Below are 21,903 nucleotides of genomic sequence, written 5' to 3'. Positions count from 1 at the left end.
AGATTGGACAAACAGCCTTGGATCATCCTGTCGGCCGGCGACAATGTCGCGGTCGCAACGGCCGCCATCGCCGAGGGCTCGACGGTTGCCGGCATTGCAGCCCGCCAGAAGATCGAGCCGGGCCACAAGGTGGCAATCGCCGATATTCCCCTCGGTTCCGCCGTGGTGAAGTACGGACAGGCGATCGGCCGCACCACCGCCGAGGTCAAGGCCGGCGAGCATGTGCACAGCCATAATCTGCATTTTGAAAACGACCGGCTCGCCGCCACTGCCAATTCGGCGCCCGAAACAGCAACCGCCGAAGACAAGGCGCGCACCTTCATGGGGTATCGCCGCGCCGACGGACGGGCGGCGACACGAAACTATATCGGCATCATCGCCAGCGTGAACTGTTCCACCACCGTCTGCCGGGCGATCGCCGACGAGGCGAACCGGACGATCCTGCCGCATTACGACGGTATCGACGGTTTCGTGCCGATCGTTCATGACCAGGGCTGCGGCATGAGCTCGACCGGCGACGGCATGAACGTGCTGCACCGCACGCTTGCCGGCTATACCAGACATGTGAATTTCGGCGGCGTGCTGATGATCGGCCTCGGCTGCGAGGTCAACCAGCTGACGCTTTACGGCCAGAGTGGTGCGGGCGCCTCGAAGCGGCATTTCAACATCCAGGACGCCGGCGGTTCGCGCCGGGCGGTCGAGCGCGCCATGGGCGTGCTGCGCGAGATCGCCGCCGATGTCGGCAAGGAGAAGCGGGTGCCGATCTCGATCGGCGAGATCATCATCGGATTGCAATGCGGCGGTTCGGACGGCTTTTCCGGCATCACTGCCAATCCGGCGCTCGGCGTCGCCGCCGATCTCCTGGCGGCGGCCGGCGGCACGGCGATCCTGTCGGAGACCTCGGAAATCTATGGTGCCGAGCATCTGCTGCGCAGCCGCGCCGTCAACGACGAGGTGGCGAGAAAGCTCGACGAGAAAATCGCCTGGTGGGAAGACTATGTCGCCTTGCACGGCGCCTCGCTCGACAACAACCCGTCGCCCGGCAACAAGCGCGGCGGTCTCACCACCATCCTGGAAAAGTCGCTCGGCGCGGTTGCCAAGGGTGGCCGCTCGCCGCTGACGGCGGTCTATGGTTATGCCGAGCGGGTGACAGCCCCCGGCCTGGTCTTCATGGATACCCCCGGCTATGACCCGGTCTCGGCGACCGGCCAAGTGGCCGGCGGGGCCAATATGATCGCCTTTACGACAGGGCGCGGCAGCTGCTTCGGCTGCCGGCCGGCGCCGTCCTTGAAGCTGTCGAGCAATTCGGCCCTCTATGCCTCGATGGAAGAGGACATGGACATCGATTGCGGCACGATCGCGACGGGTGATGCGACGATCAGCGGCAAAGGCCGCGAGATCTTCCACCTGATCGTCGACACGGCCTCCGGCAAGAAGACCAAGAGCGAGATCTTCGGTTACGGCGATAACGAATTCGTGCCTTGGCATCTCGGCGCAACGCTCTAGATTTCGATGCTAAGCTTTTGTTTTTATGCAATTCCCAGGGGGCATGATGAAGACGAGACGGATCGGCAAGACCGGGCTTGAGGTGACCGAGATCAGCTACGGCGCAGCTCCCCTCGGCGGCCTCTACCGCGCATGTCCGCGTGAACAGGCGATGGAAACGCTGCAGGCCGCCTGGGACAGCGGCATCCGCTATTTCGACGTCGCGCCCTGGTATGGGCTCGGCCTTGCCGAACGGCGCGTCGGCGATTTCCTGCGCGACCAGTCGGATGGCTCCTACGTGCTCTCCACCAAGGTCGGCCGGCTGCTGCGGCCGGTGCCGACGGGGACGGTGCCGGATTACAGCTATGTCGATCCGCTCTCCTTCGATGCCGATTACGACTATTCCTATGACGGCATCATGCGCTCGGTCGAGTTCAGCTATGCCCGTCTCGGCCTCAACCGCATCGACATTCTCTACGTCCACGATATCGGCGTCTATACGCATGGCGCCGCAAAGAACGCGGTCTATCAGAAGCAGCTGCTCGATTCCGGCGTGAAGGCGCTGGAAGAGCTGAAATCCTCAGGCGCGATCTCCGCCTTCGGCCTCGGCGTCAACGAAGTGCCCGTCTGCCTCGACGTCATGCGCCATGCCGATCTAGACTGCATCCTGCTCGCCGGCCGCTATACGCTGCTCGACCGTTCGGCGGTCGACGAACTGCTGCCGCTCTGCCGGCAGAAGGGCACCTCGCTCGTGGTCGGCGGCGTCTTCAACTCGGGCATTCTCGCCACCGGCCCGGTGCCGGGCTCGCATTTCGATTATATGCCGGCCGATGCGGACGTGCTTGCCAAGGTCGGCGCCATGGAGGCGATCGCCAAGCGCCACGGCGTGCCGCTCGCGGCCGCTGCCATGCAGTTTCCGCTGCGCGACCCGATCGTCGCCTCGGTGCTGATCGGCACCGCCAAGCCGTCGAGCCTGACGCGCAACATGGAAATCGTCGAGCCGCCGCTTGCAGAGGGCATCTTTGCCGAATTCGAGCCCTATACGCTCACCGCGCCGCCGCTCGGCGCCGAAGCGGTCCGGGTCTGAGGAGACACTATGCTGAGAGGTATTCATCCGCTGCTCGGGCCCGACCTGCTCCATGCGCTGAAGACGATGGGGCATGGCGACGACATCGTCATATCGGACGCCAATTTTCCCTCCGGTTCGATGGGCCCGCCGGTCATTCGCGCCGACGGCGTCAGCGCCACCGGGATGGCCGAGGCGATCCTGACCCATATGCCGCTCGATACTTTCGTGCCGGAAACGGCATGGCGGATGGAGGTGGTCGGCGACCCGCAGGCCGTGCCGGAAGTCTGCGCCGAATTCCAGCAGATCGTCTCGAAACGCGCCGGCGATTTCCGCATTGTGCCGGTGGAGCGCTTTGCCTTCTACGCGATGGCTCGCAAGGCCGCCTATATCGTCGCGACCTCGGAATTCCGCCTGTACGGCAACCTGATTTTGAAAAAGGGAGTCGTGCATCCCCATGAGGTTGAGTTCGGACGATAGCTATTTTAGGTTATCGTGGTATTGAAATAAAATCAGTAGCTTGGAAGGAGTTTTCCGGAGTAAAAAAGCGCAACAGACGCCCTTGCAATTTGATTGCGCCTCGGCTAGCTTCTGCCTGCAAATGTTTTTTATCGATAAAAATCGTCCGCCTGCGTTCAGCGGTCCGGTTTATTTGGAGGAGAACGCATCCTGAGAGGAGAACCTTTATGAGCATCGTGAAATCCCTTCTGTCTCGCCGCGCCTTCACCGCGTTGGCAGGCGCCGCCGTCATCGCCACGGCGATGCCGGTCACGTCTTTCGCTGCCGATGTGACGATCCCGATCATCGTCAAGGACACGACGTCCTTCTACTGGCAGATCGTTCTGGCCGGCGCCCGCAAGGCCGGCAAGGATCTCGGCGTCAACGTGCCGGAACTCGGCGCCCAGGCAGAATCCGACATCAACGGCCAGATCTCGATCCTGGAAAACGCCGTTGCCGGCAAGCCGGCCGCCATCGTCATCTCGCCGACGGAATTCAAGGCGCTCGGCAAGCCGATCGATGAAGCCGCCAAGTCGGTTCCGATCATCGGCATCGACTCTGGCGCCGACTCCAAGGCGTTCAAGTCGTTCCTGACGACCGACAACGTCCAGGGCGGGCGCATCGCCGCTGACGGCCTTGCCGCCGCCATCAAGGAGATGACCGGCAAGGAAGAAGGCGACATCGTCATTCTCACCAATCTTCCAGGCGTCGGCTCGCTGGAGCAGCGCCGCGAAGGCTTCCTGGATCAGATCAAGACCAAGCATCCCGGCCTGAAGGTCATCGCCGACAAGTATGGTGACGGCCAGGCGACCACCGGCCTCAACATGATGACCGACCTCATCACCGCCAACCCGAAGCTCGTCGGCGTCTTCGCCTCGAACTTGATCCTGGCGCAGGGCGTTGGCCAGGCGATCGCCGAAAACAAGCTCGGCGACAAGATCAAGGTCATCGGCTTCGACAGCGACGACAAGACGGTGGGCTTCCTCAAGGATGGCGCAATCGCCGGCCTCGTCGTTCAGGACCCCTATCGCATGGGCTATGACGGCATCAAGACCGCGCTTGCCGTCTCGAAGGGCGAGAAGGTTCCTGAGAATGTCGACACCGGCGCCAACCTCGTCACCAAGGCGAACATGAAGGATCCCAAGATCGACGCGCTCCTGAACCCGAAGATCAAGTAAGCAGACAAGACGGCCGCGCCGGCTCAAAAACCGGCGCGGCCTTTTCCATCCATGCTATGGTTCAGCAGGGATGGAGCAGACGCGACAAGAGGAGGAGAGGTCCATGATCGGACTGGAAGAGGTCAGTCATCGCCATGATGACAGCGCCACGCTGAAAGAAGCCAATCGCATTCCCGCCGGATCGCCTATCCTCGAACTAAAAGGCCTGCAGAAGAATTACGGTCACGTGCAGGCGCTGAAGCCGGCGACGCTGACCTTCCTGGCCGGAGAGATCCACGCCATTGTCGGCGAAAACGGCGCCGGCAAATCCACCCTCATCAAATTGCTCACCGGCGTCATCACCCGCACGGCCGGCGAAGTGCTGTGGTGCGGCCATCCGGTGGGGCTATCGACGCCGAACGAGGCGATCGCCCGCGGCATCAACGCCGTTCACCAGGAAGTCGTGCTCTGCCGGCACCTGACGGTCGCCGCCAATCTTTTCCTCGGCGACGAGGTCAACCGCTACGGCCTGATGCGCAAGAAGCAGATGGAGAAGATGGCGCAGGCCGTTCTCGACGATCTCGGCTTCGGCCTTCCGGCGGGCGCGCTCCTGAGCTCGCTAACGATCGGCCAGCAGCAGCTGGTGGCAACGGCGCGCGCGGCGATGCGCGGCACGCAGTTCCTGATCTTCGACGAACCCACGGCCTATCTGACACGCCAGGAATCGGCGCAGCTGTTCAAGCTGATCCGCCGCCTGCAGGGCGAAGGCGTTACCATCGTCTATATCAGCCACCGCATGGAGGAAGTCTTCGAACTGGCCGACCGTGTCTCGGTGCTGCGCGACGGCACGCATGTCGGCACGCGGCTGATCGGCGAGACCAACGATGCCGAACTGATCGCCTTGATGATCAACCGCTCGATCGAGCAGATCTACCACAAGGAAGAGATTGCGATCGGCCAGACGATCGTCGAGGCCAAGGGTCTTTCCGGTCCCGGCTTCGAGGACGTGTCGCTCAGCGTCAAAGCCGGACAGATCGTCGGCCTCTACGGGCTGATCGGCGCCGGCCGCAGCGAATTTGCGCTCGGTCTCTACGGACGCCAGCCGATCAGGTCAGGTGAGATTGAATGGATGGGCAAACGTGTCGATATCCGCAACGAACGCACGGCGATGGAGCTCGGCATTGCGCTGGCGCCGGAAAGCCGGCGCGACCAGGGGCTTTGCCTCAACCTGCCGATCGGCCTCAACATCAACCTGCCGGTCTTCGGGCGGCTGAGCCATGGGCCCGTCATCAACCACGCGCGGGAATCGGCCAATGCCGACAGGCAGATCCGCGATCTCAGCATCAAGACACCGAGCCGGCGGGTTCCGGCCTCCAGCATGTCGGGCGGCAACCAGCAGAAAATCGTCATCGGCAAGTGGCTGAGCCATGGTGCCCGGCTGTTCATCTTCGACGAGCCGACCGTCGGCGTCGACGTCGGCACCAAGGCGGAAATCTACCGGCTGTTCGCCAAGCTTCTGAAGGAGGGGGCGGGTATCATCCTGATCTCGTCCTACCTGCCAGAGGTCTACGAACTGGCCGACCGCCTGCACGTCTTCCGCGGCGGCAGGCTCGTCGCCAGCCATGATTTCCACGCGGCGACGCATGAACAAGTGCTCAGCGAAGCGATCGGCGTCTGAGCCAGAAGAAGAAGAGGGAGAAAATTCATGACTGCCACCCCCACCGAAATCGTCGCCCCGCCGCCGCGCCGGAAAATGAACATCCTGTTCGGCCTCACCCTGATCGGCCTGCTGATCTTCCTCTGGATCGTGCTCGGCTTCGTCACCGCCAGCTTCTGGACGCCGCTCAACATCTCCAATCTGCTGCGTCAAGGCGCAATGACGGCGATCCTGGCGCTCGGCCAGACTTTCGTCATCATTACCGCCGGCATCGATCTGTCAGTCGGCGCCATCGTCGGCTTCTGCACCGTCATCATCGCCTGGCTCCTGCAGGCGGGCGTGCCGCTTTGGGGGGCGATCGTGCTGACGCTCGCCATCGGCGTGGCAATCGGCGCCTTCCACGGTTTCGGTATCGTCCATATGGGCCTGCCACCCTTCATCATCACGCTGGCAACGCTGACCTCGCTGCGCGGCATCGGCCTGCTGATCACCAACGGTTCGACGATCAGCATCACCGACGAGAGCTTCAGCAACTTCGCCCGCGCCGATTTCCTCGGCATTCCGAGCCTGTTCTGGATGGTCATCCTGGTGGCGGTGCCCTCCTTCGTCTTCCTGCATCTGAGCCGCTGGGGCCGCTATCTCTTCGCGGTCGGTTCGAATGCAGAAGCGGCGCGCCTTTCCGGCGTCAACGTCAAGGGCATGATCTACCTTGCCTATATCCTCTCGGCCGGCTTCGCCGCATTCGTTGGCGTGCTGCTCGCCTCGCGCATCGCCATCGGCAATGCGACACAGGCCGACGGCTGGGAGCTGCAGGCGATCGCCTCCTCGGTCATCGGCGGCACCAGCCTGTTCGGCGCGGTCGGCTCGGTGCACGGGCCGCTGATCGGCGCCTTCATCCTCGCCACCATCAACAACGGCGCCAACCTTCTGAACGTCAACTCCTTCTGGCAGCGCATCATCACCGGTCTCTTGATCATCGTGATCGTCTTCTTCGACCAGCTGCGCCGCCGCAAGAGCAATTGAGAAACTCAGAGAAGCCGGTCGCACAGGCCGGCTTCTTCAATTTCCAGGAATGCGAGACCTGTCATGAAAGCAGTTGTTTGCCGCGAGCCCGGCGTGCTCGAGATCGTCGAGCGGCCATCTCCCGACGCACCGGCGCCCGGCTGGGTGCGGCTCGCCGTAAGCCATGTCGGCATCTGCGGCACGGATTATCATATCTTCGAGGGCAAGCACCCTTTCCTCGAATATCCCCGGGTGATGGGGCACGAGATCTCGGCGACGGTCATCGAAGCCGGTGAGGGCGTAACGCTTGCGGCCGGCACATCAGTCATCGTCAATCCCTATCTCTCCTGCGGCCAATGTGTCGCCTGCATCAAGGGCAAGCCGAATTGCTGCACCAACATCAAGGTGCTCGGCGTCCATACCGACGGCGCCTTCTGCGAGGAGATCTCGGTTCCGGCAGGCAATCTCTATCCCGCCAAGGGTCTCAGCCTCGAGGCGGCGGCGACGACGGAATTTCTGGCGATCGGCGCCCATGCGGTGCGCCGCTCACTGACCGGCGCCGGCGCGCGCGCGCTTGTCATCGGCGCCGGCCCGATCGGCCTCGGCGCGGCGATCTTCTCGCGCATCGCCGGCCATGACGTGACGCTGCTCGACACCAGTGCCGAGCGGTTGCAGATGGCATCGGAGCGCTTCGGTTTTACCTCAGGGATCGTCGCCAACGAGAAAACCGCCGATGCCGTGCGGGAAAAAACCAATGGCGACGGTTTCGATGTGGTCTTCGACGCCACAGGCTACGGCCCGTCGATGGAGAAAGCCTTCGCCTTCGTCGCCCATGGCGGCGCGCTGGTGCTTGTCAGCGTCGTCAAGGACGACATCCGCTTCTCCGATCCCGAATTCCACAAGCGCGAGATGATGCTGATCGGCAGCCGCAACGCCACCCGCGCCGATTTCGAGCATGTGGCAGATTCGATCGCCAAGGGACTGGTGCCGGTGGATAAGCTCATCACCCACCGCACGACTCTTGCCGATGCACCGCGCGATCTGGCGCGCTGGGCGCATGAAAAGAGCGGGCTGATCAAGGCGGTGATCAGGGTTGAGGGTTAGGGTGATTGCCGGGATGAGCCAGCGGTCTCGGCCTGTCCTTCGGACCTCGTGAATTTCCCTGCGCGATGTGAGCGAGGAACAGAGAGGCTGCCGCAAATCTCTTCTCCCCTCGGGGAGAAGAGGGAGTCGAGAGGTCGCGTCATCTCCCCTTCCTCCCAGGCGTTCGTGCCAGGGGCGGTCGCTAAGCCCCCGCCGCAATCACCCTGCACATCTCCCTAACCACATCGACATTCGTCCTATTGCTGCTCTTCGCCTCGAAACCGAAGGCAACCGCACGTGGATCGACGCTGTCGACCTGGGAGCTGCAGGATCCATGCACTTCGCGGGCTCCGGTCGCCTGCAATATGGCGCCGACATTGGCGGGGCGGATGCCGCTGCCGGGCATGATCGAAATGCGGCCGGCCGCCTTTGCCGACAGGCGTTTCAGCGTTTCGATGCCGTCAACCGCCTTCAGCGCACAGCCGGAGGTGAGAATGCGTTCGCAGCCGAGCTCGACCGCCTGTTCCAGCGCCTGGTCGGCATCCGGCACCAGATCGAAGGCGCGGTGCAGCGTTGATCCCAAGCCTGAAGCATGCGTCTTCAGACGGTGGATCAGCGGCATGTCGAGCGTGCCGTCCGGCCGGTTGGCGCCGATGACGACGCCGGCGAGGCCGGCGGCACGCGCGGCGTCGATATCGAGCAGCATCGCTTCCTCGTCGGTGTTGCCGAAGATGAAGGGTCCGGCATGCGGGCGGATCATCGCGTAGACCGGAATGGGCGCCCGGGCGGCAATCCGCATCAGGCTCGGCTGCGGCGTCAGGCCGCCGAGCTCGAGCGCCGAGCAGAGCTCGATACGGCCGGCGCCGCCCTCAATGGCGGCGGCAAGGCCGTCGGCGCTGTCGACGCAGACTTCCAGCAGGATCGTCATGCGGCGCTCTCCCTCACTCCGTCGGTTTTCGCGACGGTCTCCGATGTTATTCTCGCCGCCGCCGCGATGATGACGGCGCAGGCATCGGCGGCGGCTTTGCGATGGTTGAAGGCGACGTGATAGGACATCGGCAGGGCCTCGTCGAGATTGACGATGCGTACCTTGTCGGCGATCGGCATGGCGCTGACACGGCCAAGGAAGGAGACGTAACCGTGATTGGCGACGAGATCGACGATCACGGGCAGCGAATCCGCCGCGGTGATATCGCGGCTGCGCAAGCGCCGGTCGGGCGCCCGCTCGTTGCTGAAGGCCATGGCCGCATGGCCGAGGCCGGTGCGTGGGCTCGGCATGCAGATCGCATGGCCGGCGACAAGATCGGCGACCGTGGTTTCGGTACTATCAGGCGGTGCGATCGCCACCATGTCGGTCTGCAGCAGTTCGCGATGGCGGAAATCTTCCAGGCCGAAGACCGAATCCAGGATCGCCACGTCGATGCGGCCGCTCTTCAGCGCCTCGCGCAGATCGTCGGCGGTCATCGAGACCAGTGAGATCGCATTGTTGCTGCGCCGCGCATTCCATTCAGAGACCAACTGGCCGAGGCAGCGCGCCACCCAGCTTTCCGATCCGGTCGGGATGATCGAGCCGATGCGCAGCGACCGCGCCGTGCGGCGATAGCGCTCGTCGGCCGCCGATTTCAAATCATTCCAGGCTTGGCTGATCGCCATGAAGATCTGGTAGGCGCGCCTGCCCTCCTCCGTCAGAACAGAGCCCTGCGCCTGCCGCTCGAACAGCCGGCGGCCGAGGAATTTTTCAAGATTGGCAAGCTGGAGCGAAAGCTGCGGCTGACCGAGATGCAGGCGGCGGGCCGCGCGGTTGATGCTGCCCTGGTCGGCGACCTCGAGAAACCGCTCGATCGCGACGATCTTGACGGGAATGCGAGCGGCCCAGGCCTCGTCGATCCCGCCGGCGTCGACCTGGCCGGCGAATTGGCAGAGTTCGCCAATCGCGACCGTGATCGGCTCCAGGCCTTCGAGCGTGCCGGCGCTTGCGATCAGCGTCACCAGCTCACCGGAGGCGCGTTCCGTCAGCTTCATCGCCAGCTCTGTCTCGATGTTGCGGATGGCCGCAGACACGGTGGAGGGTGACAGCTGGAAGCGGCGCGCGGTCTCGCGGACCGAAACCGAGGTCAGGACGTGGCGGATGATGAACAGGGCGCCGAGATGCAAAGGCTGGCTCCGGAAAGCGCTTTAAAAACTGGACGATATGATGTGTTCGCGAAAAAAGATATCCCTGCCTCGATAGAGCCGGGCTATCGTGGTCGTCACAAAAATCCGGGCGGCGGTCATCCGCGCAAGAGCACCGGAACCATCGCGGAAACACGCAAGGGAACAAAAACAAATCGCGCCGGCCCTGGAAAAGGGAATGCCTTTCCGCGCGCTGAACCGCGTTCGCCGCCATAATCGTGGCGTGAGCGCAATTACTGGAGGGGGCTTGCATCGATTTTTCGAGCGTGCACGCTATTTCCATGACGCACGCAATTCCGGCATGATCGCGGGCTTGTCGCCCATGCCGGCGGATTTCCTGCGCATAAGCCGCCCGTCAGGGGGCCTGCGCCACGTCAACGGTGTTAAAACAGGGGATATTCCATGCTGAAGAAACTCGCACTCGCCGTCTCGCTCTCTGCCTTCGCGGCGGGTGCGGTTCAGGCCGCAGACGTCGTCGTCTCGTCGAAGATCGACACGGAAGGCACGCTGCTCGGCAATGTCATCGCACTGGCGCTCGAAGCCAACGGCATCAAGACGCAGGACCGCATCGCACTCGGCGCGACGCCTGTGGTGCGCAAGGCGATCACCGCTGGTGAAATCGACATCTATCCCGAATATACCGGCAATGCCGGCTTCTTCTTCAACAAGGCCGACGATGCTGCCTGGAAGAACAACGACCAGGGTTACGAACTGGCGAAGAAGCTCGATTACGACGCCAACAAGATCGTCTGGCTGACGCCGTCGCCGGCTAATAACACCTGGGCGCTCGCCGTGCGCAACGACGTCGCCAGCCCGAACAAACTGAAGACCATGTCCGATTTCGGCAAATGGGTTGCCGGCGGCGGCACCGCCAAGCTTGCGGCCTCTTCCGAATTCGTCAATTCGGCCGGCGCGCTTCCCGCCTTCCAAACGACCTACGGCTTCCAGCTGAAACCCGATCAGATGGTCGTCCTCTCCGGCGGCGATACGGCGGCGACGATCAAGGCGGCGGCCGACCAGACGAACGGCGTCAACACCGCTATGGTCTACGGCACCGACGGCGCGATCGAAGCGGCCGAACTCACCGTTCTCGAAGACGACAAGGGCGTGCAGCAGGTCTATGCGCCGACGCCGATCATCCGCGAAGCGGTGTTGAAGGCCAATCCGAAGATCGAGGAAATCCTCTCGCCGATCTTCAAGAGCCTCAGCGCCGACGAGCTGCGCAAACTGAACGCCAAGATCCAGGTCGACGGCGAGCCGGCAAAATCCGTCGCCGAGGCCTATCTCAAGGAAAAGGGATTCCTGAAGTAATCATCGCCCGCTCCGCCCGGCAGCGGGCGGAGCATCTCTTCCCATAAGGTTGGATCGATGGAAGAAACCTCAGCGGTCCGCAGGCTGGACCGGCTCGGCGCGGTTCTGGTGGCCGGCGGCGTCACGTCGACCGCACTGATGCCCTTCATCTATGTGAAGGCGAACCGCATCGCCGCCGGCAAGCCGATGCTGCTGACCCAGCTTCTTCCCCAGCCTTCCGTCATCATTCTGAGCGCGCTGCTTATCCTGACCGCCTTGGCGGCGCTATTTCTGCGCAGTGCATTGGCCCGGCTTGCGATCGCCACGCTCTGCCTTGCGGCGCTGATCGCAGCGATTGGCCTCGTCTCGACCGCCGCGACGCCGCCGGGCAGCACCGTGGCCCGCATGACGCCCGGCGGTGGTTTCTGGGTGCTGTTCGCGGTGATCGGGCTCATTATCTCCGACGCGCTGGTGAAGATCCGGCTGGCGCCCTGGATGCGGGTCGCAGCGCTTGCAGGCTATGCGGCGCTGCTCTTCGCCTTCCTGTCCTCCGGCCTGCTCGACAGCCTGTCGATCATGAAGGAATTCTCGACGCGGGCGGCGCAGTTCCGCACGGAAGCCTTCGCGCATCTGCTGCTGGCGCTCGGTTCGCTCGCCATCGCGATCGTCCTCGGCCTGCCGCTCGGCATTCTCTGCTTCTGGGTGCCGCGGCTGCGCGCCATCGTGCTGCAGGGCTTGAGCCTCATCCAGACGATCCCAAGCCTTGCGCTTTTCGGCCTGCTGATGCTGCCGCTCGGCTATCTCGCCACGCATGTGCCGCTAGCCGCCGATATCGGCATCCGCGGCATCGGCACGGCGCCGGCGCTGATCGCGCTGGTGCTCTATTCGCTGCTGCCGATCGTCGCCAATACCGTCGTCGGCCTTGAGGGCGTCGATCCCTCAGTGCGGGACGCCGCGGCCGGCATGGGGCTGACGCGTCGGCAGATCCTGACCGGTATCGACATGCCGCTTGCCTTTCCCGTCATCCTCACCGGTATCCGCATCGTGCTGGTGCAGGCGATCGGCATGGTGACGATCGCCGCTTTGATCGGCGGCGGCGGCTTCGGCATCTTCATCTTCCAGGGGCTCGGGCAGACGGCGATGGATCTCGTCCTGCTCGGCGCCGTGCCGACCGTCTTCTTCGCCTTCTCATCGGCCGTCATCCTCGATGCGGTCATCGACAGCATCCGGGGGCCCGCCGCATGAGCATGATCGAGATCCGCAACGTCACCAAGCGCTATGGCGCCGCCACCGTCGTCGACAATGTCTCGATGCAGGTCGAAAAGGGTTCGATCACCGTCATCGTCGGCACCTCCGGCTCCGGCAAATCGACGCTGATGCGGATGATCAACCGGCTGGTGCCGATCACCCAAGGCGAGATCTTCGTCGGCGGCCAGAATGTCATGGACGTCGAGGTGACCGAGCTTCGCCGCCGGATCGGCTACGCCATCCAGGGGCACGGCCTGTTTCCACACCGCACCGTGGCGCAGAATATCGCCACCGTGCCGCAGCTTCTGGAATGGGATTCGGCCCGTATCGCCGCCCGCGTCGAGGAACTGCTCGGACTGTTCAACCTCGATCCGGCAACTTTCGCCGACAAATATCCGCACCAGCTTTCCGGCGGCCAGCAGCAGCGCGTCGGGGTCGCCCGGGCGCTGGCCGCCGAACCGGAACTGCTGCTGATGGACGAACCCTTCGGCGCGCTCGATCCCGTCATCCGCGGCAAGGCGCAGGACGACCTGCTGGCGATCCAGAAGCAGTTCGGCACCACCATCATTCTCGTCACCCACGACATGGACGAGGCCTTCCATCTCGGCAATCAGATCGCGGTGATGAGCCAGGGTCGCTTGCTGCAATGTTCGACGCCGGAAAAGATCCTCACCGAGCCCGCCGATCCCTTCGTGCAGCAACTGACCGGCACCTCCGACCGGGCGCTGAAGCTGATGTCGCTGCTGCCGCTGAAGGAAAGCATGGAGCCGACCAAAAGCGGGCTTGCCTATGCCCTGCCGCAATCACTCAGCCTGCGCGATGCGCTCGCCGAAATGATCTGGCAGGGCGTCGATGAAGCGGCCGTTCAGGATGGCGAAAAGGCCGCCGTCGGCTCGATCTCGATGACGCGACTGCTCGAACTGGGCCGCAAGGCATGAAACTCGTCGTCGCCAATCTCTTCCGCCTGGCGGCGCTCGCCCTCCTCCTGATCCTGCTATTCAGGACAGAGTGGCTCTCCTTCCTGCTTGTGCCGCTGACCAGCAACAACGCGCCTGCCGTCTACACGCAGAACAGCCTTGCCTCACTTGCGCTCGGACATCTGCAGCTCGTCATCGGCTCGATCGCCTGCAGCGCCGTACTTGCCGTGCTCGGCGGCATCTTCGTCACCCGCAAGAGCGGCGCCGATTTCCTGCCACTATCTCGCGCCATCGCCAACGCCGGACAGACCTTTCCACCGGTCGCGGTGCTGGCGCTCGCCGTCCCCGCCACCGGCTTCGGCGCCATGCCGACCCTGATCGCGCTCTTTCTCTACGGCCTGCTGCCGATCTTCGAAAATACCGTCGCCGGCTTGAAGCAGGTGTCGCCGCAGGTGCTCGACGCCGCCGACGGCATGGGCATGAATGCGACGCAGCGGCTGTTTCGCGTCGAGCTGCCGCTCGCCCTGCCGCTGATCCTCGAGGGGCTGAAGGTCGCGACCGTGATCAATATCGGCACGGCGACGATCGGCTCGACGGTTGCGGCAAAGGGCTTGGGTGAGGTGATCATCGCCGGACTGATATCGGACAATACTGCCTTCATCCTGCAGGGCGGGCTGATCGTCGGGCTGATGGCGGTGCTGATCTATGACGCCATGGGCCTCGTCGAAGCGGCAATCACGCGAAGAATCGGCTTGCGCGCGGCGTGAAAGGACCGCTACCACAGGCGTGACGGAAAGATTGGGAGGCAGAATTGGCGAAGATAATCCACTCCATGATCCGCGTTCTCGACGAGGCGCGTTCGGTCGAATTCTACAGCAAAGCCTTCGGCCTTTCGGTCGCCGACCGCGTCGATTTCCAAACCTTCACGCTGATTTATCTCAGCAATGCGGAAACCGGCTTCGAACTGGAGCTGACGGTCAACAAGGGCCGGACCGAACCCTACGCTCTCGGCAATGCCTATGGCCATCTCGCCGTCTCCGTCGACGAGGTGGCGGCGGAGCGCGAGCGCATGCTCAAACTCGGGCTGAAACCGGGCGAGCTGGTCGAGCTCAATCGCGACGGCAAGCTCTTCGGCCTGTTCTTTTTCGTCAGCGATCCCGACGGCTACAAGATCGAAGTGCTGCAGCGCCACGGCCGGTTTCTCTGACGCCACGCGCCGCTGCCGATCGCCGCGGCGCCCCTCCCAATGGCACCCCACCACAGTTTCGAGGGCATAAACCAGGAGCCCGCCATGATCGAGAAGACCGTGCTCAACTCCGGCTGGACGCTTAACTGCAACGATACAGGAAGGGCCGGCCTGCCCGATGCAATCCCCGCGACGGTGCCGGGCTGCGTGCATCTCGACCTTCTCGCCAACCGGCTGATTCCCGACCCCTATATCGACATCAACGAAATCACCAATGACTGGATCGGCAAGACCGATTGGACCTATCGCTGCCGTTTCGAGGCCTTGCCTGACGATGACAGGGTGCAGGAGCTCGTCTTCGACGGGCTCGATACGGTCGCGGTGATCCTGCTGAACGGCGAAGAGATTGGCCGCAGCTTCAACATGCACCGCACCTATCGCTTCGATGTTTCGGGGCTGCTGCATAAGGCCCAGAACGAACTTACCGTCAGCTTCCGTTCGGCTTACGCCTATGGCGCGGAGATGGAGAAGCATTACGGCTACCGGCCGAACAACTATCCCGGCCCGGGCAATCTGATGCGCAAGATGGCGTGCAATTTCGGCTGGGACTGGGGGCCGACGCTGGTGACATCAGGTCTCTGGAAGCCGGTGCGGCTGGAAAGCTGGGATCGGGCGCGGCTCGCCGAGACACGGGTCACCGCAACACTCTCCGGCGGCGACGGGCTTGTGAAAATCCATGCGAAGGTGGCACGACATGGCGAGGCGACGTGCCGGCTGACCGCCGCGATCGGCGGCGTGACGACAACGGTTGTGATCAGGCCTGAAGAAGATGAAGTCACCTTCGAGCTCGTCCTTCCCTCGCCAAAACTCTGGTGGCCGCATCATCTCGGGGCGCAGCCGCTTTATCCCCTCACGCTCGAACTCCTCGACGATGCCGGCGGCGATCTGCTCGACACCTATGAACGGGCGCTTGGTTTCCGGTCACTCAGGCTCGACACCTCGGCCGACGCGCACGGCTCGGCCTTCACCTTCGTCATCAACGACGTGCCGCTCTTCATCGCCGGCGCCAACTGGATCCCCGACGATTGCTTCCCCTCGCGGGTGACGGCCGAGCGTTACGCCGCCCGCATTGAGGAGGCGAAGGCCGCCAATATCCACATGCTACGCGTCTGGGGCGGCGGTATCTTCGAGCGCGACGAATTCTACGCGGCCTGCGACCGCATGGGCATGCTGGTCTGGCAGGATTTCCTCTTTGCCTGCGCCGCCTATCCGGAGGAAGAGCCGCTTCGAAGCGAGGTCGAGGCGGAGGTGCGCGACAATGTCGTGCGGCTGATCTCGCATGCCTCGCTGATCCTCTGGAACGGAAACAACGAGAATATCTGGGGCTTCGACGAATGGGGCTGGCGGCCGATCATCAAGCAAGGCGAGAGCTGGGGGCTCGGCTATTACCTCGACCTGCTGCCGCGGCTCTGTGTCGAACTCGATCCCGACCGGCCCTATTATCCCGGCAGCCCCTATTCCGGCTCGATGGAGATCGAGCCCAATGCCGACGCGCATGGCTGCAAACATATCTGGGACGTGTGGAACGATGTCGGCTACGAGGTCTACCGCAACTATGTCCCGCGCTTCTGCTCCGAATTCGGCTGGCAGGCGCCGCCCACCTGGGCGACGATCGAAGAAGGCGTGCATGACCAGCCGCTGACGCCGCAATCGAACGGCGTTTTCCATCATCAGAAGGCGACGCTCGGCAACGACAAGCTGATCCGCGGCCTTGCCGGCCATCTGCCGGAACCGGAGACGATGGATGACTGGCACTTCGCCACCCAGCTCAACCAGGCCCGCGCCATCCGCTTCGGCATCGAGCACATGCGCTCGCATCGGAATGTCTGCAAGGGTGCGGTCGTCTGGCAGTTCAACGACTGCTGGCCGGTGACCTCCTGGGCCGCCCTCGATTCGGCCGGGCGCCGCAAGCCGCTCTGGTATGCGCTGAAGGCGGCTTACGATCCGCGCCTGCTGACGATCCAGCCGCGCGATGGCAGGCTTGCGGCAGTGGCGGTCAATGAGAGAACCTTGTTCTGGCGGGCGAAGATCAGCGGCAGGCGGATGAAGCTCGACGGCACCGTGCTTGCCGAATTCGAATTCTGGCGCCTGCTCTGCGACCGCTTCGAGGCAAAGGAATTTCCGCTGCCGGAGGATATTGTTAGGTCAGACTTACCGACGGAAGAGGTCATCGTCGTTGAGATGCTCGACCGGCGGGCCTTTCACTATTTCGTCGAGGATATCGAGCTTGCCCTGCCGGTGCCGCGATTGAGCGTCGATGTCGCGGCGATCGCTGGAGGTTATGCAATAACGGTGACGGCTGAAAATTTCGTCAAGGACCTCTGCCTGATGGCGGATCGGGTGGATCCGGATGCTGTGGTGGATACGATGCTGGTGACGCTGCTGCCGGGCGAGAGCCATGTGTTTGTGGTGAGGACGGCAAAGGTGATTTCGGCCAATGACATTGCCGTCGGTTCAGTGCTGCGGTCGGCCAATGATCTTGTGGCAGGTCAGCAATAAAGGCGGCCGCAACCTCTCGACTCGTCAATACACACCAAAAAGGCCCCGCATCGCACGGGGCCCTTCCTGCTCGGTCCATCGGACGAGATTACATCCAGTAGGGCGGCACGCCGTAGTAGTCATAGACCCGGCGGCCATTATCGTTGTACCAGGTGTCGTCATCGTCCGAATAGCTCGGGGCGCCTTCGATCTGCTCCTTGGTTAGGTCGATCCGATAGCCGTCAAGCTGGGTGTCGTAGGTCAGCTTTTCCCAGGGAAGCGGATAGTGATCATCTCCGATGCCCAGGAAGCCGCCGAAGCTCAGCACCGCATAGGCGACGCGGCCATCGAGCTTGCCGATGATCAGCCGTTCGATCGAGCCGATATGCCTGCCATCCGGGCCATAAACGCGGGTACCTTCGACGCGGTCGCTGGCGATCAGCGAAGGGGTATCCTTCACATTTGGGTCGCGGCGGCTGGCGTCGGTGTCCTGATTCAACATTGTGCACCTCCTCTGGTGTTTCCTCGTGGTGAGTATGCAGGATCAACGTCACGGCGGACTCAAAGTTCCCGGGTTTTGTCGCCGATCGAGCTATCGGCAAGCGTTGACGTTTACGTCAAGGTTAGTATAGCTTCATTCGGCTTGAACCATTCAGGCAATGGCATAAGCTGCCGGACTGGAAGATGGAGGATGCTTCCGGTCAATTGCGAGCTAGTCGACCAGGGCTCGACCGGCGCGGCGGCCGCAAGGGAGAGAGACACAATGACCAGCATTTCCGTCCATCCGAACGGAGCAAAAACCGACAAGCCGTGGCTTGCCACCTATCCGGATATGGTTCCGGCCGAACTCCCGCCGCTGGAACATGCCTCGCTTGCCGAACTCTTGGAAAAATCCTGCGCCCGTTACGCCGACCGGACGGTTTTTTCGAGCATGGGCAAGTCGATGAGCTACCGCGATCTGGAGAGCCAGACGCGCAAGGTTGCCGCCTGGCTGCAGAGCATCGGCCTCGAGAAGGGCGACCGCGTCGCCGTGATGATGCCGAATGTCCTGCAGAACCCCGTCGCCACCTATGCGATCCTTCGGGCCGGTCTGGTGGTCGTCAACGTCAATCCGCTCTATACGCCGCGCGAACTCGAACACCAGCTGCGCGATTCCGGCGCCAAGGCGATCTTCGTGCTGGAGAATTTCGCCCGCACCGTCGAGCAGGTCCTCAACAAGACCGACCTGCGCCATGTCGTCGTTACCTCGCTAGGCGAAATGCTGGGACCGAAAGGGCTGATGGTCAACTTCGTCGTGCGCAAGGTGAAGAAGCTCGTTCCCTCCTGGTCGATCCCGCAGCACAAAAGCTTCAGCCAGGTGCTGCGCGAAGGCGCGAAAAAGAGCCTCCAGCCGGTGACGCTTGCGGGCGGCCACATCGCCTTCCTGCAATATACCGGCGGCACAACGGGCGTTGCCAAGGGCGCGGTGCTGACACATCAGAACCTGCTCGCCAACAAGCTGCAGCTGTCGCTCTGGCTGCGATCGGCTTTCCAGCGTAAGAAACAACCCGAGGTTCTGAACTTCCTCTGCGCCCTGCCGCTCTACCACATCTTCGCGCTGACGGTGAATTCGCTGATGGGCATGTCGCTCGGCGCCCACAATATCCTGATCGCCAATCCGCGCGATATTCCCGGCCTCGTCAAGGAGTTCGGAAAGTCGAATATTCATATCTTCCCCGGCCTCAACACGCTGTTCAACGCACTGATGAACAACGCCGAATTCGCCAAGCTCGATTTCTCCTCGCTCATCATGTCGCTTGGGGGCGGCATGGCCGTCCAGCGCCCGGTCGCCGAACGCTGGTTGAAGACGACAGGCACGGCTATCACGGAAGGCTACGGGCTTTCGGAGACCTCGCCGGTAGCCACCGCCAACCGCTTCGATTCGATCGAGTTTACCGGCTCGATCGGCCTGCCTATCCCTTCCACCGAACTCGACATCCGCGACGAGGAAGGCCGCTCGCTGCCGCTCGGCGAAATCGGCGAGATCTGCATCCGCGGGCCGCAGGTGATGGCCGGCTATTGGCAGAAGCCGGAGGAAACGGCGCGAGTGATGACCGCCGACGGCTATTTCCGCTCCGGCGACATGGGCTTCATGGACGAGCGCGGCTATACTAAGATCGTCGACCGCAAGAAGGACATGATCCTCGTCTCCGGCTTCAACGTCTATCCGAACGAGATCGAGGAAGTCGCCGCCATGCACGCCGGCATCCTCGAAGCCGCGGCGGTCGGCGTGCCGGACGGCCATTCGGGCGAGGCGGTCAAGCTCTTCGTGGTCAGGAAGGATCCGAACCTGACGGAAGCGGAGGTGAGGGCGCATTGCATCGCCAATCTCACCAACTACAAGCGCCCGCGCTTCATCGAATTCCGCACCGAGCTGCCGAAATCCCCTGTTGGCAAGATCCTGCGCAAGGACCTGCGCGGCTGAATTTGACAAGCTCCTGAAAGCTCACATCTAAGAGCCATCCGCTTGCCGCGGGTGGCTTTTTTCATATTGGAGCGATGGCTGAACTTGATTTGGCCCCGATAAAGCGAATAGTTTCCGCAACCCTTTCCGCCTCCAAAGGAGCCTCCCATGAACGCCATCGTCGAACAGCTGAAAAGCACTGCCGCCGCCACCAAGGCGACCGATCTCCGCGCGGCCTTCGCCGCCGATGCGCAGCGCTTTTCGCGCTTTTCCGTCTCGCTCGACGACCTGCTGATGGACTATTCCAAGACGGCTGTGAACGACGAGATCCTCAAGCTGCTGGTCAAGCTTGCTGAAGAGGGCGGCGTCGAAAGGAAGCGCGAGGAGATGTTCTCCGGCAAGGCGATCAATTTCACCGAGGACCGGGCGGTTCTGCACACGGCGCTGCGCAACCGCTCCAACACGCCTGTCCTCGTCGACGGCAAGGACGTCATGCCTGACGTCAACGCCGTGCTTGCCGCCATGGGCAAGTTTGCCGACGACATCCGCTCCGGCGCACTGAAGGGTGCTACCGGCAAGGCGATCACCGATGTCATCAATATCGGTATTGGCGGCTCCGATCTCGGCCCCGTCATGGCGACGCTGGCGCTTGCCCCCTTCCATGACGGCCCGCGCGCCCATTTCGTCTCCAATATCGACGGCGCCCATATCGCCGACATCCTGAAGCTCGTGCAGCCGGAGACGACCCTCTTCATCGTCGCCTCGAAGACCTTCACCACCGTCGAGACGATGACCAATGCGCAGACGGCGCGCAGTTTCATCGCCAAGTCGCTTGGCGAAGCGGCCGTCCAGCACCACTTCGCCGCCGTCTCGACGGCGCTCGACAAGGTCGCCGCCTTCGGCATCGACAGCGCCCGCGTCTTCGGCTTCTGGGATTGGGTCGGCGGCCGCTATTCGATCTGGTCGGCGATCGGCCTGCCGCTGATGATCGCGATCGGCCCTGAGAATTTCGGCAAGTTCCTCGACGGCGCCCATGCCGTCGACAATCATTTCCGTCAGGCGCCGGTTACCGAGAACCTGCCGATGCTGCTCGGCCTGATCGGCTTCTACCACCGCAATGTACTCGGGTATCCCACCCGCGCCATCCTGCCCTACGACCAGCGCCTGTCGCGCTTCCCGGCCTATCTGCAGCAACTCGACATGGAATCGAACGGCAAGGGCGTCACCATCGACGGCACGCCGGTCGATGGCAATTCCGGGCCGGTCGTCTGGGGCGAGCCCGGCACCAACGGCCAGCACGCCTTCTACCAGCTCATCCATCAGGGCACGAGCATCATCCCGGCCGAGTTCATGATCGCCGCCAATGCCTTCGAGCCGGAGCTGCGCCATCAGCATCAGCTCTTGATCTCCAACGTTCTCGCTCAGTCGGAAGCGCTGATGAAGGGCCGCACTTTCGCCGAAGCCAAGAAGCAGCTGACCGACAAGGGCATGGATGACAAGAAGGCCGATTTCATCGCCCCGCACCGCGTCTTTACGGGCAACCGCCCATCGATCACCTTCGTCTACGACAAGCTGACACCTTACGCGCTCGGCCGCCTGATCGCGCTCTACGAACACCGCGTCTTCGTCGAAGGCGTGCTCTTCCGCATCAACTCCTTCGACCAGTGGGGCGTCGAGCTCGGCAAGGAACTGGCGACGGGCCTACTGCCCGTCGTCGAAGGTAAAGAGAGCGCGGCGAGCCATGATTCCTCCACCCAGGGGCTGGTTGCGGCGCTGGCGAAGCTCGCGAAATAGCTGATCGAGGGGCGGCGCACCACTGCCCCTTATCGCGTGAGGCAGGGCAACGGTCCCTGCCCCATCTTCCGGCGACCTGCCACATCATCATTGCCAAAACTGACAGTGACGCGGCCGGGTGCCTGCCTGCCGCGCGACGGGCTCGTCGCTCGCAATCGGATGAAACGTTCTTCTATTGGAAAATTGTAGAAAGAATTCTTCCATTCCGCGTGAATTGCCCTAGATTCAAGCAAATTCTGTGCAACTGGTGCTTCCGACGACATGGCCTATCAAGCCCGGGACGACGCTCCGTTCCATTGTTCCCGCCGGCCTATACGGCGGCCCCTCGTCCGGATGGCTCGTTCGATGTCGGTGCCCGCCCAGCATC

General features: G+C 62.9%; 19 protein-coding genes. 16 read left to right on the top strand and 3 right to left on the bottom strand.

Annotated elements, in window-relative coordinates; genetic code table 11:
* The first annotated feature begins 3 nt into the window (after nt 1–3).
* The 7 genes from RHE_RS02505 (at nt 4) to RHE_RS02475 (ending at nt 7,969) form a co-directional block, all read left to right on the top strand.
* Nucleotides 4–1,506, top strand: coding sequence for a UxaA family hydrolase (locus RHE_RS02505; RefSeq protein ID WP_011423872.1), 1,503 nt, complete (start codon nt 4–6; stop codon nt 1,504–1,506).
* A gap of 46 nt (nt 1,507–1,552) precedes the next feature.
* Complete coding sequence (locus RHE_RS02500) at nt 1,553–2,572, top strand: aldo/keto reductase (protein WP_011423871.1); 1,020 nt, start codon at nt 1,553–1,555, stop codon at nt 2,570–2,572.
* Between the two features lie 9 nt (nt 2,573–2,581).
* A complete protein-coding gene (locus RHE_RS02495; protein WP_011423870.1) occupies nt 2,582–3,031 on the top strand; it encodes an RbsD/FucU family protein in 450 nt (149 codons plus the stop codon).
* Nucleotides 3,032–3,237: 206 nt separating this feature from the next.
* The gene (locus RHE_RS02490; protein ID WP_011423869.1) at nt 3,238–4,227 is read left to right on the top strand and encodes an ABC transporter substrate-binding protein; all 990 of its coding nucleotides are present in this window, start codon (nt 3,238–3,240) and stop codon (nt 4,225–4,227) included.
* Between the two features lie 103 nt (nt 4,228–4,330).
* Nucleotides 4,331–5,884 carry a sugar ABC transporter ATP-binding protein gene (locus RHE_RS02485; protein WP_011423868.1) on the top strand — a complete coding sequence of 518 codons (1,554 nt, stop codon included), beginning with the start codon at nt 4,331–4,333 and terminating at the stop codon, nt 5,882–5,884.
* 27 nt (nt 5,885–5,911) lie between these two features.
* On the top strand, nt 5,912–6,886 hold the full coding sequence (locus RHE_RS02480; protein ID WP_011423867.1) for an ABC transporter permease: 975 nt from the start codon (nt 5,912–5,914) through the stop codon (nt 6,884–6,886).
* A 63-nt stretch (nt 6,887–6,949) separates the two neighbouring features.
* Nucleotides 6,950–7,969, top strand: coding sequence for a zinc-binding alcohol dehydrogenase family protein (locus RHE_RS02475; protein ID WP_011423866.1), 1,020 nt, complete (start codon nt 6,950–6,952; stop codon nt 7,967–7,969).
* Between the two features lie 181 nt (nt 7,970–8,150).
* Here the strand turns inward: RHE_RS02475 and RHE_RS02470 are convergent, their stop codons facing one another.
* Nucleotides 8,151–8,876 carry a copper homeostasis protein CutC gene (locus RHE_RS02470; protein WP_011423865.1) on the bottom strand — a complete coding sequence of 242 codons (726 nt, stop codon included), beginning with the start codon at nt 8,874–8,876 and terminating at the stop codon, nt 8,151–8,153.
* Nucleotides 8,873–10,102: a LysR family transcriptional regulator gene (locus RHE_RS02465; RefSeq protein ID WP_042117818.1), complete on the bottom strand. Its 1,230-nt coding sequence runs from the start codon at nt 10,100–10,102 to the stop codon at nt 8,873–8,875. The genes RHE_RS02470 and RHE_RS02465 overlap by 4 nt, the downstream gene beginning before the upstream one ends.
* On the opposite strand from RHE_RS02465, the gene RHE_RS31370 reads away from it, so the two are divergent.
* The 7 genes from RHE_RS31370 (at nt 10,070) to RHE_RS02435 (ending at nt 17,320) form a co-directional block, all read left to right on the top strand.
* On the top strand, nt 10,070–10,336 hold the full coding sequence (locus RHE_RS31370) for an acetyltransferase (protein WP_244425753.1): 267 nt from the start codon (nt 10,070–10,072) through the stop codon (nt 10,334–10,336). The two genes, RHE_RS02465 and RHE_RS31370, sit on opposite strands and share 33 nt — an antisense overlap.
* Nucleotides 10,337–10,522: 186 nt before the next feature.
* Entirely contained in the window at nt 10,523–11,431 is a 909-nt protein-coding gene (osmF, locus tag RHE_RS02460) for a glycine betaine ABC transporter substrate-binding protein OsmF (protein WP_004668856.1), read from the top strand.
* A gap of 57 nt (nt 11,432–11,488) precedes the next feature.
* Complete coding sequence (locus RHE_RS02455) at nt 11,489–12,655, top strand: ABC transporter permease (protein WP_011423862.1); 1,167 nt, start codon at nt 11,489–11,491, stop codon at nt 12,653–12,655.
* Complete coding sequence (locus tag RHE_RS02450; RefSeq protein ID WP_011423861.1) at nt 12,652–13,596, top strand: ABC transporter ATP-binding protein; 945 nt, start codon at nt 12,652–12,654, stop codon at nt 13,594–13,596. Before RHE_RS02455 ends, RHE_RS02450 begins: the two co-directional genes overlap by 4 nt.
* A complete protein-coding gene (locus tag RHE_RS02445; RefSeq protein ID WP_011423860.1) occupies nt 13,593–14,342 on the top strand; it encodes an ABC transporter permease in 750 nt (249 codons plus the stop codon). The genes RHE_RS02450 and RHE_RS02445 overlap by 4 nt, the downstream gene beginning before the upstream one ends.
* A gap of 44 nt (nt 14,343–14,386) precedes the next feature.
* Nucleotides 14,387–14,782: a VOC family protein gene (locus tag RHE_RS02440; RefSeq protein WP_042117814.1), complete on the top strand. Its 396-nt coding sequence runs from the start codon at nt 14,387–14,389 to the stop codon at nt 14,780–14,782.
* A gap of 84 nt (nt 14,783–14,866) precedes the next feature.
* Nucleotides 14,867–17,320: a glycoside hydrolase family 2 protein gene (locus RHE_RS02435; RefSeq protein WP_011423858.1), complete on the top strand. Its 2,454-nt coding sequence runs from the start codon at nt 14,867–14,869 to the stop codon at nt 17,318–17,320.
* Nucleotides 17,321–17,408: 88 nt separating this feature from the next.
* On the opposite strand, the gene RHE_RS02430 is transcribed toward RHE_RS02435, so the two are convergent.
* Entirely contained in the window at nt 17,409–17,801 is a 393-nt protein-coding gene (locus RHE_RS02430; protein ID WP_011423857.1) for a PRC-barrel domain-containing protein, read from the bottom strand.
* Between the two features lie 261 nt (nt 17,802–18,062).
* Here RHE_RS02430 and RHE_RS02425 point away from each other — a divergent pair, with 261 nt between their 5' ends.
* Both RHE_RS02425 and pgi read left to right on the top strand, forming a co-directional pair.
* Nucleotides 18,063–19,763: a long-chain fatty acid--CoA ligase gene (locus RHE_RS02425; RefSeq protein ID WP_011423856.1), complete on the top strand. Its 1,701-nt coding sequence runs from the start codon at nt 18,063–18,065 to the stop codon at nt 19,761–19,763.
* A gap of 147 nt (nt 19,764–19,910) precedes the next feature.
* Complete coding sequence (gene pgi, locus RHE_RS02420) at nt 19,911–21,536, top strand: glucose-6-phosphate isomerase (RefSeq protein WP_011423855.1); 1,626 nt, start codon at nt 19,911–19,913, stop codon at nt 21,534–21,536.
* Nucleotides 21,537–21,903: the final 367 nt, after the last annotated feature.

Origin of the sequence: Rhizobium etli CFN 42 (genome assembly GCF_000092045.1) — a bacterium.
In the GTDB taxonomy this organism is placed as follows: Bacteria; Pseudomonadota; Alphaproteobacteria; order Rhizobiales; family Rhizobiaceae; genus Rhizobium; species Rhizobium etli.
This window is presented reverse-complemented; position numbering and strand designations above follow the sequence as displayed.